The 12,952-nt window shown below is 65.8% G+C and carries 15 protein-coding genes; 7 read left to right on the top strand and 8 right to left on the bottom strand.

The window, feature by feature from the left end; genetic code table 11:
• Position 1: 1 nt before the first annotated feature.
• The 6 genes from cpaB to AC1DEM_RS00795 all read left to right on the top strand — a co-directional run bounded on the left by cpaB (position 2) and on the right by AC1DEM_RS00795 (position 5,918).
• The gene (gene cpaB, locus AC1DEM_RS00820; RefSeq protein ID WP_476882658.1) at positions 2-778 is read left to right on the top strand and encodes a Flp pilus assembly protein CpaB; all 777 of its coding nucleotides are present in this window, start codon (positions 2-4) and stop codon (positions 776-778) included.
• The gene (locus tag AC1DEM_RS00815) at positions 775-1,965 is read left to right on the top strand and encodes a CpaE/TadZ family protein (protein WP_476882657.1); all 1,191 of its coding nucleotides are present in this window, start codon (positions 775-777) and stop codon (positions 1,963-1,965) included. Before cpaB ends, AC1DEM_RS00815 begins: the two co-directional genes overlap by 4 nt.
• On the top strand, positions 1,966-3,471 hold the full coding sequence (locus tag AC1DEM_RS00810; RefSeq protein ID WP_476882656.1) for a CpaF family protein: 1,506 nt from the start codon (positions 1,966-1,968) through the stop codon (positions 3,469-3,471).
• Positions 3,472-3,478: 7 nt separating this feature from the next.
• A complete protein-coding gene (locus tag AC1DEM_RS00805) occupies positions 3,479-4,414 on the top strand; it encodes a type II secretion system F family protein (RefSeq protein WP_476882655.1) in 936 nt (311 codons plus the stop codon).
• 7 nt (positions 4,415-4,421) lie between these two features.
• A complete protein-coding gene (locus tag AC1DEM_RS00800; RefSeq protein WP_476882654.1) occupies positions 4,422-5,306 on the top strand; it encodes a type II secretion system F family protein in 885 nt (294 codons plus the stop codon).
• A 132-nt stretch (positions 5,307-5,438) separates the two neighbouring features.
• Positions 5,439-5,918, top strand: coding sequence for an Hpt domain-containing protein (locus AC1DEM_RS00795; protein WP_476882653.1), 480 nt, complete (start codon positions 5,439-5,441; stop codon positions 5,916-5,918).
• A 77-nt stretch (positions 5,919-5,995) separates the two neighbouring features.
• Here AC1DEM_RS00795 and AC1DEM_RS00790 read toward each other — a convergent pair whose 3' ends face one another.
• Positions 5,996-6,757, bottom strand: coding sequence for a response regulator transcription factor (locus tag AC1DEM_RS00790; RefSeq protein WP_476882652.1), 762 nt, complete (start codon positions 6,755-6,757; stop codon positions 5,996-5,998).
• A gap of 208 nt (positions 6,758-6,965) precedes the next feature.
• Between AC1DEM_RS00790 and AC1DEM_RS00785 the strand changes: the two genes are divergently transcribed.
• Complete coding sequence (locus tag AC1DEM_RS00785; RefSeq protein WP_476882651.1) at positions 6,966-8,672, top strand: sensor histidine kinase; 1,707 nt, start codon at positions 6,966-6,968, stop codon at positions 8,670-8,672.
• 86 nt (positions 8,673-8,758) lie between these two features.
• On the opposite strand, the gene AC1DEM_RS00780 is transcribed toward AC1DEM_RS00785, so the two are convergent.
• From AC1DEM_RS00780 to infA, 7 genes are all read right to left on the bottom strand, one after another.
• Complete coding sequence (locus AC1DEM_RS00780; protein ID WP_476882650.1) at positions 8,759-9,649, bottom strand: tRNA pseudouridine synthase A; 891 nt, start codon at positions 9,647-9,649, stop codon at positions 8,759-8,761.
• 31 nt (positions 9,650-9,680) lie between these two features.
• Positions 9,681-10,247 carry a 50S ribosomal protein L17 gene (gene rplQ, locus AC1DEM_RS00775; RefSeq protein WP_476882649.1) on the bottom strand — a complete coding sequence of 189 codons (567 nt, stop codon included), beginning with the start codon at positions 10,245-10,247 and terminating at the stop codon, positions 9,681-9,683.
• Between the two features lie 74 nt (positions 10,248-10,321).
• Positions 10,322-11,332: a DNA-directed RNA polymerase subunit alpha gene (locus tag AC1DEM_RS00770; RefSeq protein WP_018773683.1), complete on the bottom strand. Its 1,011-nt coding sequence runs from the start codon at positions 11,330-11,332 to the stop codon at positions 10,322-10,324.
• Positions 11,333-11,464: 132 nt separating this feature from the next.
• Positions 11,465-11,866, bottom strand: a complete 402-nt coding sequence (gene rpsK / locus AC1DEM_RS00765) for a 30S ribosomal protein S11 (RefSeq protein ID WP_018773682.1) — start codon at positions 11,864-11,866, stop codon at positions 11,465-11,467.
• 99 nt (positions 11,867-11,965) lie between these two features.
• A complete protein-coding gene (gene rpsM / locus AC1DEM_RS00760) occupies positions 11,966-12,340 on the bottom strand; it encodes a 30S ribosomal protein S13 (protein ID WP_028275004.1) in 375 nt (124 codons plus the stop codon).
• Between the two features lie 174 nt (positions 12,341-12,514).
• A complete protein-coding gene (gene rpmJ, locus AC1DEM_RS00755; protein ID WP_009358722.1) occupies positions 12,515-12,628 on the bottom strand; it encodes a 50S ribosomal protein L36 in 114 nt (37 codons plus the stop codon).
• 61 nt (positions 12,629-12,689) lie between these two features.
• Positions 12,690-12,911, bottom strand: coding sequence for a translation initiation factor IF-1 (gene infA, locus AC1DEM_RS00750; RefSeq protein ID WP_009358723.1), 222 nt, complete (start codon positions 12,909-12,911; stop codon positions 12,690-12,692).
• Positions 12,912-12,952 lie beyond the last annotated feature (41 nt).

Genomic DNA, 12,952 nt, shown 5'->3' with positions numbered 1-12,952 from the left:
AGTGAAGTCACGCTTATTGGCAGGAATCGCGGCCCTGGTGCTGGCCGTCGTCGGAGCCATCCTGGTGGTCAGCTACGCGCAGGGAGCCGACAGCCGGGCTGTTCAGGGCCTCGAGCCCCTCACCGTCCTGGTGGTCAATAAAGCGGTGCCCGCGGGCACCTCGGTTGCAGCTCTGAAAGCCTTCGTCACCAGCGAGGAACTTCCCGGAAAGGCTGTCTCGAAGTCGGCGCTCCAGAACCTGGACGGGCTGGCCGGCAAAGTCACCGCGGTTGAGCTGCTCCCCGGCGAGCAGCTCGTCGCGGAGCGCTTGATCGCCCCCGAGGAACTGCAGACCAGCGGCTCCGTACAGATCCCGGCCGGTCTGCAGGAAGTCTCCTTCCAGCTCGAACCGCAGCGCGTGGTCGGCGGCAGGCTGGCACCCGGGGATCACGTCGGCATCTTCATTTCCTTCAAAAGCGGCGGCCTCGAAGCCAAGCCGGAGAAGGAAACAACCCAGCTGACCATCCACAAGGTCCTGGTGACCGGGGTGCAGCGCGCTCCCGTCGCCACCACTCCAGCCCAGCCGCCAACGGACGGCGCCACTGCGCCGGCCGAGGACACCTCGCTCCCCACCGGATCGCTGCTGCTGACCGTCGCCGTCAACGACGTCGACGCCGGCAAGATCGTCTACGCCTCGGAGTTCACCGACTCCGCCAGCCTTTGGCTGAGCAAGGAACCGCTCAACGCCAAGGACAGCGGCCGGCCTGGAATCATGACGAAACCGGAGGTCTACAAGTGAGCCGTTTTGTACTCATCACCCCCAATACTGACTTTGATGCCCGCGTCCGCCAGGCGCTGGCCGGCGGCCTCCCCGGCACCCTGCAGACCTTCGCGTTCGTCAATCCCGCGAACCCTGCCGAGCTCTTCGCCAGCCTCAACCAGGAACGGCCGGAGGTCCTGATCCTGGGACCGGACGTGCCGGTGGAGGACGCCCTGCGCCTGGCGACGGTGTTCGACGTCCAGCTTCCCGAGCTCAGCGTCATCCTGGTCGGCGAGGCAGATCCGAATTTCATCCTGCTGGCCATGCGGGCCGGCATCCGCGACATCCTCAGCCCGGCGGCGGACCCCGCCCAGATCCGGGTGCTGCTGGAGCGGGCCTGCCAGTCGTTCGCCACGCGCAACCGGACCACTGCGGCCAGCCAGCCGGACAGCGCCAAGGGATTGGTGATCGGCGTCTTCTCCCCCAAGGGCGGGGTGGGTAAGACCACGATCGCCACCAACATCGCGATCGGACTCGGCAAAGTCGCGCCCATGGGCGTGGTGATCGTGGATCTGGACCTGCAGTTCGGGGACGTCGCCTCGGGCCTGTACCTGGACCCGGAGCACACGGTGACCGACGCCGTCTCGTCCTCGGCCAGCCAGGATTCCCTCGTGCTCAAGGCCTTCCTCACGGTCCACCCCGCCAGTATCTACGCCCTCTGCGCCCCCAGGACGCCCGAGGAGGCGGACGACATCACGCCACAGCAGGTCACCCGGCTACTCGAACAACTGGCCGAACAGTTCCAGTACGTCGTGGTCGACACCGCGCCCGGGCTCCCGGAGGTCGGGCTCGCCGCGCTCGAACAATGCACCGATGCGGTCTGGGTGACCGCCATGGACGTGCCGAGCATCCGCGGGCTGCGCTCCGGCCTGGAAATCCTCCGGCGGCTCAATCTGCTGCCCGAGACCCGCCACGTGGTCCTGAACATGGCCGACTCCAAGTCCGGGCTGAGCGTCCAGGACGTCGAGGCGACCATCGGGGCGCCCGTGGACGTCAGCATCCCCCGGTCCAAGGCAGTCGCGTTCTCCACCAACCGCGGCATCCCGGTGCTCCAGGACGGACGCAAGGACCCGGCCATCAAGGGCCTGCGCCAGCTCGTCAACCGGTTCGATCCCGCCTGGCGCGCCACCGCCCAGAAGAAACTCCACCGTCGGGTGGTGGTCTAAGTGAAGCTCTCCGAGCGGCTCCGCTCCGCCGAGGGTACGCCCGCACCCCCGCCGGCCGCGTCCCCGCTGAAGGTATCCCCGCAAACAGCGTCCCGGCTGGGCGGAAGCGAGACGACGCCGGCAGCGCGCGCCGCCGACGTGCTCCAGAAAGACAGCCACCCACCTGCGCCGGGCTTCCCTGAACACCAGGAACCCCGCGCCCGGGGCCAGCAGCCCGTCGACGCCTTCGCGGCCCTCAAGCAACGGGCCGCCACGGCCTTGTTCGAACGGATGGGAACCCGCTTCAACGATTCGGCAACCAAGGAAGAGGACCTCCGCACCTCGGCGCGGGAAGAGCTGACCCGCATCATCGACGCCGAACAGGTCCCCCTGTCCGTCGAAGAGCGCTCTCGGCTGGTCCGCGACGTGGCCGACGACGTCCTGGGCTACGGCCCGTTGCAGCGCCTCCTGGACGACCCCGCCGTCACGGAAATCATGGTCAACCGGATGGACCAGATTTACGTGGAACGGAACGGCAAACTGACTCTGACGGAGTCCCGCTTCAGTTCCGAGGACCACCTACGCAAAGTGATCGAGCGCATTGTTTCCAAGGTGGGCCGGCGCATCGATGAGTCCTCGCCCCTGGTGGATGCGCGGCTCGAGGACGGGTCGCGCGTCAACGCCGTCATCCCGCCCCTCGCCGTCGGCGGTTCCTCGCTGACCATCCGAAAATTCAGCAAGGTCCCGCTGACCATCCGGAACCTCATCGAGTTCGGCACGCTGACGCCGGAAATGGCGGAGCTGCTGAACGCCTGCGTGAAGGCCAAGCTCAACATCATCGTCTCCGGCGGTACCGGCACGGGCAAGACGACACTGCTCAACGTCCTGTCCTCCTTCCTGCCCCACGACGAGCGGATCGTGACCATCGAGGACGCCGTCGAGCTCCAGATCCAGCAGGAACACGTGGTGCGGCTGGAAAGCCGGCCGTCGAACACCGAGGGCAAGGGCGAGGTCACCATCCGAGAACTGCTGCGGAACTCCCTGCGCATGCGGCCGGACCGGATCGTGGTGGGCGAGGTCCGCGGCGGCGAATCACTGGACATGCTCCAGGCCATGAACACCGGCCACGACGGTTCGCTCTCCACCGTCCACTCCAACTCGCCCCGGGATGCCGTGGCCCGGCTGGAGACGCTGGTGCTCATGGCTGGCATGGACCTGCCGCTGCGGGCCATCCGGGAACAGATCGCCTCCGCCGTCAACCTGATTATCCAGATTTCCCGCCTGCGGGACGGCACCCGGCGGATCACCCACGTGACCGAGGTCCAGGGCATGGAGGGAGACATCGTCACGCTCCAGGACGCCTTCGTGTTCGACTACGCCGCCGGCGTCGACGCCCATGGCCGGTTTCTCGGCAGACCGGTCCCCACCGGCATCCGGCCGCGCTTTATCGACCGGTTCGAGGACCTGGGCATCTATGTCTCCCCCGGTGTGTTTGCCGCGCCGCTGACGCCGGCCGGAAGGGCGTGATCTGCCGATGACTCTGCTGCCCATCGGCGTCGGCCTGCTCTACAGCGCCGTGGTGGTCCTCGGGTTCGTGCTGCTCGCACCGGGCGGGGCAAGTGTCCCGCTGGACCGACGCCGGCCCGTCAAGGGCCAGCCAGACTCTCAGCTGACGCGGTTCGCCGGTTCGGCCGTCCACCTGGTGGACGGGTTCTTCTCCGGCCGCAAGGTCCGGCTCTTCAACCGCGAGTCGCTGGAGCAGGCCGGACTGCGCCTGGGCCAGGCCGACTTTTTCGTCCTGCTGCTGGCCGGCGCCGTTGCGGCGGGCGTGGCCGGGTTCGTTGTCGCGGGCCCGTTGCTGGCGGTCCTGCTGGTGCTCCTGGCACCGGTCGTGGGGCACCTGATGATCGGCTTCCTGACCGGCAAGCGCCGCAACAAGTTCGACCAGCAGCTCGGCGATACCCTGCAGTTGCTCTCCGGCGGCCTCCGGGCGGGGCACAGCGTTCTGCGCGCCATTGACGCCGCCGCGTCCGAATCGCAAAGCCCGACGTCGGAGGAGATGCGCCGCGTGGTCACCGAGACCAGCCTTGGCCGGGACCTTCTGGCCTCCCTCACCGACACCGCGGACCGGATGCGGAACGAGGATTTCGTCTGGGTCGCCCAGGCCATCCAGATCAACCGCGAGGTAGGCGGGAACCTGGCCGAAGTCCTGGACCAGGTCAACGAGACCATCCGCGAGCGCAGCGAGATCAAGGGGCACATCAAGTCCCTCGCCGCCGAGGGCAAGTTCTCCGCCTACATCCTCATGGCCATGCCGATCGGGATCGTGGTGATGCTGATGCTGGTCAATCCCGGCTACATGAACGCCATGTTCACGCACCCGCTGGGGTGGGGCATGATCGGCGCTTCCGTCATCCTCATGACCATTGGCGGTCTGTGGATGCGCAAGATCATCGACCTGAAGTTCTGAGCCGGCCATGGCACCCGCCGTACTTCTTGCCATGCTGTTGGTGGCTCTGCCGCTCGGCTATCTCGCGTGGTCCCTGCTCTCGGTCGACCGCGGATCACAGCGCGCCGTCCGGGAGATACTCGCCCTGGGCACGGACCCTGCCGAACTCACCCAGCGGGACCGCAGTGGCCTGCTGGAACGGATCGGCTACCGGCTGACCCCCGCGGCCTACGTCCGCAAGCTGGACAGGCTGCTGTCCCTCGCCGGGCGCCCCGCCTCCCTGCCGCTGGGGCGGGTGCTCTCGGCCAAGCCGCTCCTTGGCCTCCTTGGTGCCCTCCTGGGCTTCTGGATCAGCGCCAACAGTTCGACGCCGATCCTCAAGCTGGTGGGAATCTTTGTGCTCCTGCTGGGCTACTTCATCCCCGACCTCCTGCTCTACAGCAAAGGGCAGGAGCGGCAGAAGATCATGCAGCTGGAACTGGCCAACACGCTGGACCAGATGCTCATCTCCGTGGAAGCGGGCCTGGGCTTCGAGGGCGCCATGGCCCGCGCGGGCGAGAACGGCAAAGGCCCGCTGGCGGAGGAACTGATCCGCACCCTGCAGGACATGCAGGTCGGGCGCAGCCGGCGGGAGTCCTACGTGGCACTGTCGGAACGGACCAACGTGCCCGAGCTGCGCAGCTTCGTCCAGGCGGTGGTCCAGGCCGACGCCTACGGCATTGCCATCAGCCGGGTGCTGCGGATTCAGGCGAAGGTCATGCGGGTCAAGCGCCGGCAACGGGCTGAGGAGAAGGCCATGAAGTTGCCCGTCACCATCTTGTTCCCCTTGCTGTTCTTCATCTTCCCGGTGCTTTTCATTGCCATCCTGGGCCCGGCCGTCATTAACGCCATTGACACGTTCAGCGGCCAGTAACAGCCTCGGTCACAGTCGGGTCCATAGCCCGCAATAGCGCCCGTGCTTGGTTCCCCATCGGAATGCCTCAAGGTTTCCGCAGGATAGACCGGGCTGCAAGGCATCGCCTCTATCAGCAAGTAGCGTGTTCACATGTCCCTTCCAAGCGCTTGCCCCGACGACGGAGACGAGAGCATTGCCCTCGCTCCCACAAACTCTCCCGGACTGCCGGTGCCTGCCTTAACGGCGTCCAGTGCGCCGGCGGTCCTCCCGGCGGCGCCCCCGCTTGTGGATCCGGGCGCGCTTCAGGAGCTTGGTGACCAGCTAGACAGCCCGGCCGTGGCGAAGGGATTTGCGAGGGATTACACGCGGATGTGGGATCAGCGGTACCGCTCGCTGGCGTCGGCCCTGGAGCGTGGGGATCTCGCTGGCTCGATGGACGCGGTGCTGAGCCTGAAGACGTCCTCGGCCATGGTCGGCGGCCTGCGCCTGGCCCAGCTCGCCGGCGAGCTGGAGAACGCCCTCAGGGCCGGCGAGCTGGGCCACGCCCTGACGCTCCTGCGCGACGTCGCCGAGCGCGGCGGGGAAACCATTGACGAGCTCCAGTTCAGCTATGTGCTGTGGGACAGCTAGGGCCGCCGGTACCGCTGCCCCCAACTCACGATCCGGGTGCCGGCTACCGGACGCCGGGCGCCGACCAGCCAGAGAAGCTACCGCGCCGGCGAAAGCCGGTAGCCCACCCCGCGGACAGTCTGCAGCCAGCGCGGTTGCACCGGGTCCTCGCCGAGTTTCCTGCGCAGGTTGCCGATATGAACCTCGACGGCGCGTTCGTCGGATTCGCTGATGTAGGCATCCGCCCGATAATAATCACCCCGGACAACCCGCACCAGTTCGGTCTTGGACCGCACAGCGCCGGCGCCCACGAGAAGGGCCTGCAGGAGGTCGAACTCGCTACGGGTCAGGCTGATCGCCACCCCGTCGACGCTCACGGACCGGGTCTCGGGGTTCAGGTCCAGGCCGTTGTGGTGCAGCACCGGACTTTGCGACGGCGCCGGCGCGGCGACGGCGTCAGCACCGGATACGTGTGCGGTCCCGATGTCCTGCCGGGGCCGGCGCATCATGGCACCGACGCGGGCGCGCAACTCGCGCGGCCGGAAAGGCTTCGCCAGAAAGTCATCAGCGCCGGTATGAAACGCCGTCAGCGTGTCAAGTTCGTCGGTCCGCGCCGTCAGCATGACCACGTAGGCGTCGCTGAACTGCCGGATCCGGCGCAGCACCTCGAAACCGTCGATATCGGGCAGTCCGACATCCAGGGTGACCACGCTCGCCTCCCGCGCCCTGACGACGTCGACCCCTTCACGCCCACCGGCCGCCGAATGAACTTCGAAGCCTGCCTGGCTCAATACGGCTTCGACAAGGTTCCGAACATCTTCGTCGTCTTCTACTACGACGGCGACTCCCAGGTCGGTCATGGCCCCCCTCATGTGTCACGCTGCGCCGCCGTTCGCGGATGCGCCGGCAGCAATGTTCTCGCCGGCCCCCACCGGCATTGCCAGAATACCCACCCTACGCGGCAAATTCCCGGCTGCTCGGTAATACAAATAGCAAAACTTCGTTTTGTGTCAAATTTACGTGACACAAGGTGTAAAACTGGAGCAACGGGAAGGGAACGGGGCGTCTTTGCTTAAACAGCGGCTGATCCGCGGTGCGGACCGATACGGCAAGGCTCTGGGGCCGCGCGCGCGGGTCCTTGTGTGCCAGCTGCCGCTGGCCGTGATGATGGCTGGAGTGGTACTCGCAGCCCCGGCCGCGTGGCCCGGCCTTACGGACAGCGCCTTGTGCCGGTTCGCACTTGCGCTGCAGGCCGTGCTCCTTGCGGCCTGCGTCCTGGTCCCGTGGCAACGCTTTGGTCCGTTGGCGCCGCTCGTCATCCCCGTCCTGGACCTGGTCGCGATCGGCCTGCTCCGGGACGGCACTTCCGCCGGCCTGCCGGATCCTGGTGTGCTCTCGGTCCTGCCCGTGGTGTGGATTTCGGCGTCCCGGCTGTCGGCCGCCGCGAGCGTTTCACTGAGCTTCTCGGTGCCACTGCTGGGCGCCCTGCCCTGGCTCTTCGCGGACCGCGCGGCTCCGCTGGCAGCCAGCACGGTCGAAGCCGTGCTGGTGCCGCTGATGATGCTGGCGGTCTCCCTGGCCATGCGTTTCGCGCGGGCCCGCCTTCGGCACGAGCAGTGGCGGATCCAGTCCAAGGAAGCCGAACTGGAAGTCCTGCTCGCGGACAGCAGGGAACGCGAACAGCTCCTGAACACCATTCTTGACACCGTCGACGTCGGCATCGTGGCAGTCGACGCTGCTGGCCGGCGGCTGCTGACCAACAGCTGGCAGACCCAGCTGGAGGCATCCGCGGCCGCTGCCCCCGGCTCTGCGAAGTCGCCGGAGTCGCCGGAGTCGGCGGAATTGCCGGCGGAAGAAGGCCAGCTGCTGCTGACAGGGCAGGACAGAATGACCCCGCTGCCCCTCGAGCGCCGCCCCATCCGCCGCGCGCTGGCCGGCGAGTCCTTTGCCGACTACCTTGTCTGCTTCGGCGAGGGGTCCGCCAGCCGTGTCCTCTCGACGGGAGCCCGGCCTCTCAAGGACGACGCCGGTAACTTCCGGGGGGCGGTGGTGGTCTTCAATGAGGTCACACTCCTCGTGGATGCCCTCGCGGCGAAGGACGAGGTGGTCTCCACCGTCTCCCACGAATTCCGCACGCCGCTGACATCCATCATCGGCAACCTGGACCTGGTGCTCGCCGACACGGAGGGCCTGGACAGTCCGGTGACACGCCGTGTCGAAGTGGCGCAGCGCAATGCGGAGCGGCTCCTGGCCCTGGTGTCGGACCTCCTCATGTCCGCCAGCGCCGCAGTCCACGTCCATCCCCGCCGCACGGACCTCGCCGGTCTCGTGGAGGCCAGCCTTGGCTCTGCCCAGGCACAGGCACAGGCACACCGGGTCTGCTTGGCGATGGACGTCCCGGTCCCGCTCTGGGCCAACGTGGATCCGCTCCGGATCACCCAGGCCCTGGACAACCTCGTTTCAAACGCGATCAAGTACTCTCCCGACGGCGGGTCGGTGCGGATCTCCGCCAGCACGACCGACGGTCTGGTGCGTCTCCACGTCGCGGACACCGGAATGGGCATGACCGCCGCCGACGCCGGACGGGTCTTCACCCGCTTCTTCCGCAGCCCTGCCGTCCGCGACGGTTCCATTCCGGGGGCCGGTCTGGGACTGTCCATCACCAAAGCCATCGTGGAACGGCACGGCGGATCCATCTCCTGCCGCACCCGTCCGGGTCACGGAACCACTTTCACTCTCGAGCTTCCCGCCGACGGTCCCCCGGCCGCCTTCTAGGAGAGGGCCCGAGGTCGCCGGAAAGCTGCCGGATCGCTGGTAACTTCCGGCGATCTGGCCGCTTTTCGGGGATTTCGCCGAACAATCTAGGCACGCAGGGCCCGGGTCAATTCGGCGCGGGCCAGCATGCCGCTGGCTGTCGGGTAGGCCACTTCCTCGAGCACCAGCGGATGCGGGGCAGCCAGCACGGACTTGGCATCCCGCTGCCGGGCCAGGAGCCGTTCGTAGAGCCAGCCCGGGGCCTCTACGCCCTCCCCTACGTACAACGCCGAGCCCACCAGGGACCGGACCATGTTGTGGCAGAATGCGTCGGCCTGGACGGTGGCGACAATGACGCCGTCGGTGCCGCGGGCGAATTCGAAACGCTGCAGTTCACGGATGGTCGTGGCGCCTTCGCGGGGCTTGCAGTACGAACGGAAGTCCTGCAGGCCTAGCAGCGGCGCGGCGCCCTCGTTGAGGAGCCCGACATCGAGCGGATCCTTGTGCCACAGAGTGGAGGCACGTCCCAGCGGGTCCCACAGCGCGGGGCCGTCGGCGATCCTGTAGGAATAGCGGCGCCAGAGGGCGGAGAAGCGGGCGTCGAAGCCAGCGGGCGCAATGCTTACGGTATGCACCTCGATGGCCCCGCTGAGCTCGCCCAGGCCCCGGCTCAAGGAGCCGCGGATGCGGCGGAGCAGGGCAACGGCGGGATCCAGTTCAGCGCCCCGGTTCAGGCCCAGCCACTCCGCTTCGCTGAGGTCGAAGTGGACAACCTGGCCGCGGGCGTGCACGCCCGCGTCGGTGCGGCCGGCCACCGTGACGCGGATGGGGCGGCGGATCAGCAGCGCCAGGGCCTCTTCCAGGACGCCTTGGACGGTGCGCAGGCTTGGCTGCACAGCCCACCCACTGAACGGGCCGCCGTCGTACGCCACATCCATCCGGATACGCAAAAACCCGCCGCCCCCCAAGACGGGGGCAGCGGGTTTGAGCTCGTTCATAGACTTAAGTCTATAAGAAAGATTTAGCGAATTACTTCGCGTCCTTCTCGGACTCAACGGCTGCTTCCTCAGCGGCCGGAGCCTCTTCGTTAGCAACAGCTTCAGTCTCAGCGACCTCAGCCTCGGGAGCCTCTTCGGTCTCGGCAACCGGAGCTGCTTCGGCCTTCGCGGCGTCCTTCTTGTCTGCATCGCGCTTGGCAGCAGAGGTAGCCTCGGCTACCACAGCCTGCTTAGCGGAAACCGGCTCGAGAACCAGTTCGATGACAGCCATGGGGGCGTTGTCGCCCTTGCGGTTGCCGATCTTGGTGATGCGGGTGTAGCCGCCATCGCGGTTCTCCACTGCCTGTGCAATGTCGGTGAACAGCTCGTGGACGATGCCCTTGTTGCTGATCAGGCCGAGTACACGACGGCGGGAAGAAAGGTCGCCACGCTTGGCGAAAGTCACCAGGCGCTCGGCGTACGGCTTCAGGCGCTTGGCCTTGGTTACCGTGGTGGTGATCCGCTTGTGCTCGAAAAGTGCGGCGGACAGGTTCGCGAGCATAAGACGCTCGTGACTCGCTCCGCCTCCGAGGCGCGGACCCTTAGCGGGGGTAGGCATAATAGTTTCTCCTCATTGGAAGCCGTTGGGCTGCGCACCAGGGTGCATCCAGCCAGCCGGCCAAGATCTGTTGGTTAGAGCTCGTCGTCGCTGAACGCGGCGTCGTCCTCTTCGATGGCTGCGGCACGTGCTGCGAGATCGAAACCGGGAGGGGAGTCCTTGAGGGACAGGCCCAGTTCGACCAGCTTGGCCTTGACCTCATCGATGGACTTCGCGCCGAAGTTGCGGATGTCCATGAGGTCAGCCTCGGAGCGGGCAACGAGTTCACCCACGGTGTGGATGCCCTCACGCTTGAGGCAGTTGTAGGAACGGACCGTCAGGTCCAGATCCTCGATCGGCAGAGCCATGTCGGCTGCCAGGGCAGCGTCCGTCGGCGACGGGCCGATCTCGATACCTTCAGCTGCGGTGTTCAGCTCGCGGGCCAGACCGAACAGTTCCACCAGGGTGGTACCTGCCGAAGCAACAGCGTCGCGCGGGGCGATTGCCTGCTTGGTCTCGACGTCGACAATGAGCTTGTCGAAGTCAGTGCGCTGCTCAACACGGGTAGCTTCCACACGGAAAGTAACCTTCAGGACCGGCGAGTAGATCGAGTCGACCGGGATGCGGCCGATCTCGGAGTCGCCGGACTTGTTCTGAGCTGCCGAAACGTAGCCGCGACCGCGCTCGATGGTCAGTTCGAGTTCGAACTTGCCCTTCGAGTTCAGCGTGGCAATGTGCAGATCCGGGTTGTGGAATTCGACGCCGGCCGGCGGAGCGATGTCCGCGGCCGTGACGACTCCCGGGCCCTGCTTGCGCAGGTAAGCAACAACCGGCTCGTCGTGCTCGGAGGAAACCGACAGGTTCTTGATGTTCAGGATGATCTCAGTGACATCTTCCTTGACACCCGGAACCGTGGTGAACTCGTGCAGCACGCCATCGATCCGGATGCTCGTTACAGAGGCACCGGGGATGGAGGAGAGCAGGGTACGGCGGAGGGAGTTTCCGAGAGTGTAACCGAAGCCCGGCTCCAGCGGTTCGATGATGAACCGTGAGCGGTTTTCGGAGACGACCTCTTCGGAGAGGGTGGGGCGCTGTGCAATGAGCACTTAGGTTTCCTTTCGGCGAGCATCCGCTATATGACGCAACACAGGTGGTGGAAAGATCGGTCTGGAGACTTAACGCGGCCGGGCCTGCCCGGACCGGTGAGGGTCCGGGCAAGCTCCTGGCGCTGGAAAGCCTTAGACGCGGCGGCGCTTCGGCGGACGGCAGCCGTTGTGGGCGCTGGGGGTGACGTCCTGGATGGAGCCAACTTCGAGGCCAGCGGCCTGGAGCGAGCGGATGGCGGTTTCGCGTCCGGAACCCGGTCCCTTGACGAACACGTCAACCTTGCGCATGCCGTGCTCCTGTGCACGCTTTGCGGCGGCTTCGGCGGCCATCTGGGCAGCGAACGGGGTGGACTTACGCGAGCCCTTGAAGCCAACCTCACCGGACGAAGCCCAGGAGATGACAGCACCGTTCGGGTCCGTGATGGACACGATGGTGTTGTTAAAGGTGCTCTTGATGTGCGCCTGGCCCAGCGCGATATTCTTCTTGTCCTTCTTACGCGGCTTGCGAACCGCGCCACGAGTCTTCGGGGGCATTTTTTCTCCTACAGAAAGTTATTGGGGGAAAGCTCCGTTGTTCCCTCATTTGCCGGGTTCCCTGAAATCGCGTCAGCGATTTTAGGGGACAAATGTGGCTTAACGGGCCTTCTTCTTGCCTGCGACGGTGCGCTTCGGACCCTTGCGGGTACGTGCGTTCGTCTTCGTACGCTGACCGCGCACTGGCAGGCCCTTGCGGTGGCGAATACCTTCGTAGCTGCCGATTTCAACCTTGCGGCGGATATCAGCGGCCACTTCGCGGCGAAGGTCACCCTCAACCTTGTAGTTGCCTTCAATGTAGTCACGAAGCTCAACCAGCTGTGCGTCGGTCAGGTCCTTGACCCGAACGTCAGCACTGATGCCGGTAGCAGCCAGGGTTTCGTGTGCACGGGTCTTGCCCACGCCGTAGATGTAAGTAAGCGCAATTTCCAACCGCTTTTCGCGGGGAATGTCTACGCCAGCGAGACGAGCCATATTGGCAGTACTCCTTGTATAAACCGGAGGTCGTAGGCAGTACACCCGCAGTTTCAGTGCGGCCCCAGCCTCCGACCGGGGGTTAGCTGTCCGGGCTCAATACGTCCCAGTTCAGCTTGTGCTGCCTTTATTTACTTGCGTGGGTTAGCAACCCAGGATTTCCTGTGAAGGAAATTAGCCCTGGCGCTGCTTGTGGCGCGGGTTCTCGCAGATCACCATGACCCGGCCATTACGGCGGATCACTTTGCACTTTTCGCAGATCTGCTTGACGCTCGGCTTGACCTTCATGGCGTTCCTTTGCGTGTGTCAGCTGGACCGGCCCTCGGCTATTGCTCTGGCCGCCCAGTGTTTACTTGTAGCGGTAGACGATACGACCACGTGTCAGGTCGTAAGGGCTCAGCTCCACCACTACGCGGTCCTCGGGGAGGATCCTGATGTAGTGCTGGCGCATCTTTCCAGAGATGTGTGCCAGAACGATGTGCTTGTTGGTGAGCTCAACGCGAAACATCGCGTTGGGCAGCGCCTCGGTCACAACGCCCTCGATCTCAATGACCCCGTCCTTCTTGGCCATACCCTCCGCTAACTGTTGTTGCCGCAGCCTCCCGGTTTGCA

The sequence above is a fragment of the Arthrobacter sp. 05T420 genome (assembly GCF_056396305.1).
The sequence above is the reverse complement of the archived record's forward strand: the minus strand, read 5'-3'. Positions and strand labels throughout refer to the sequence as shown.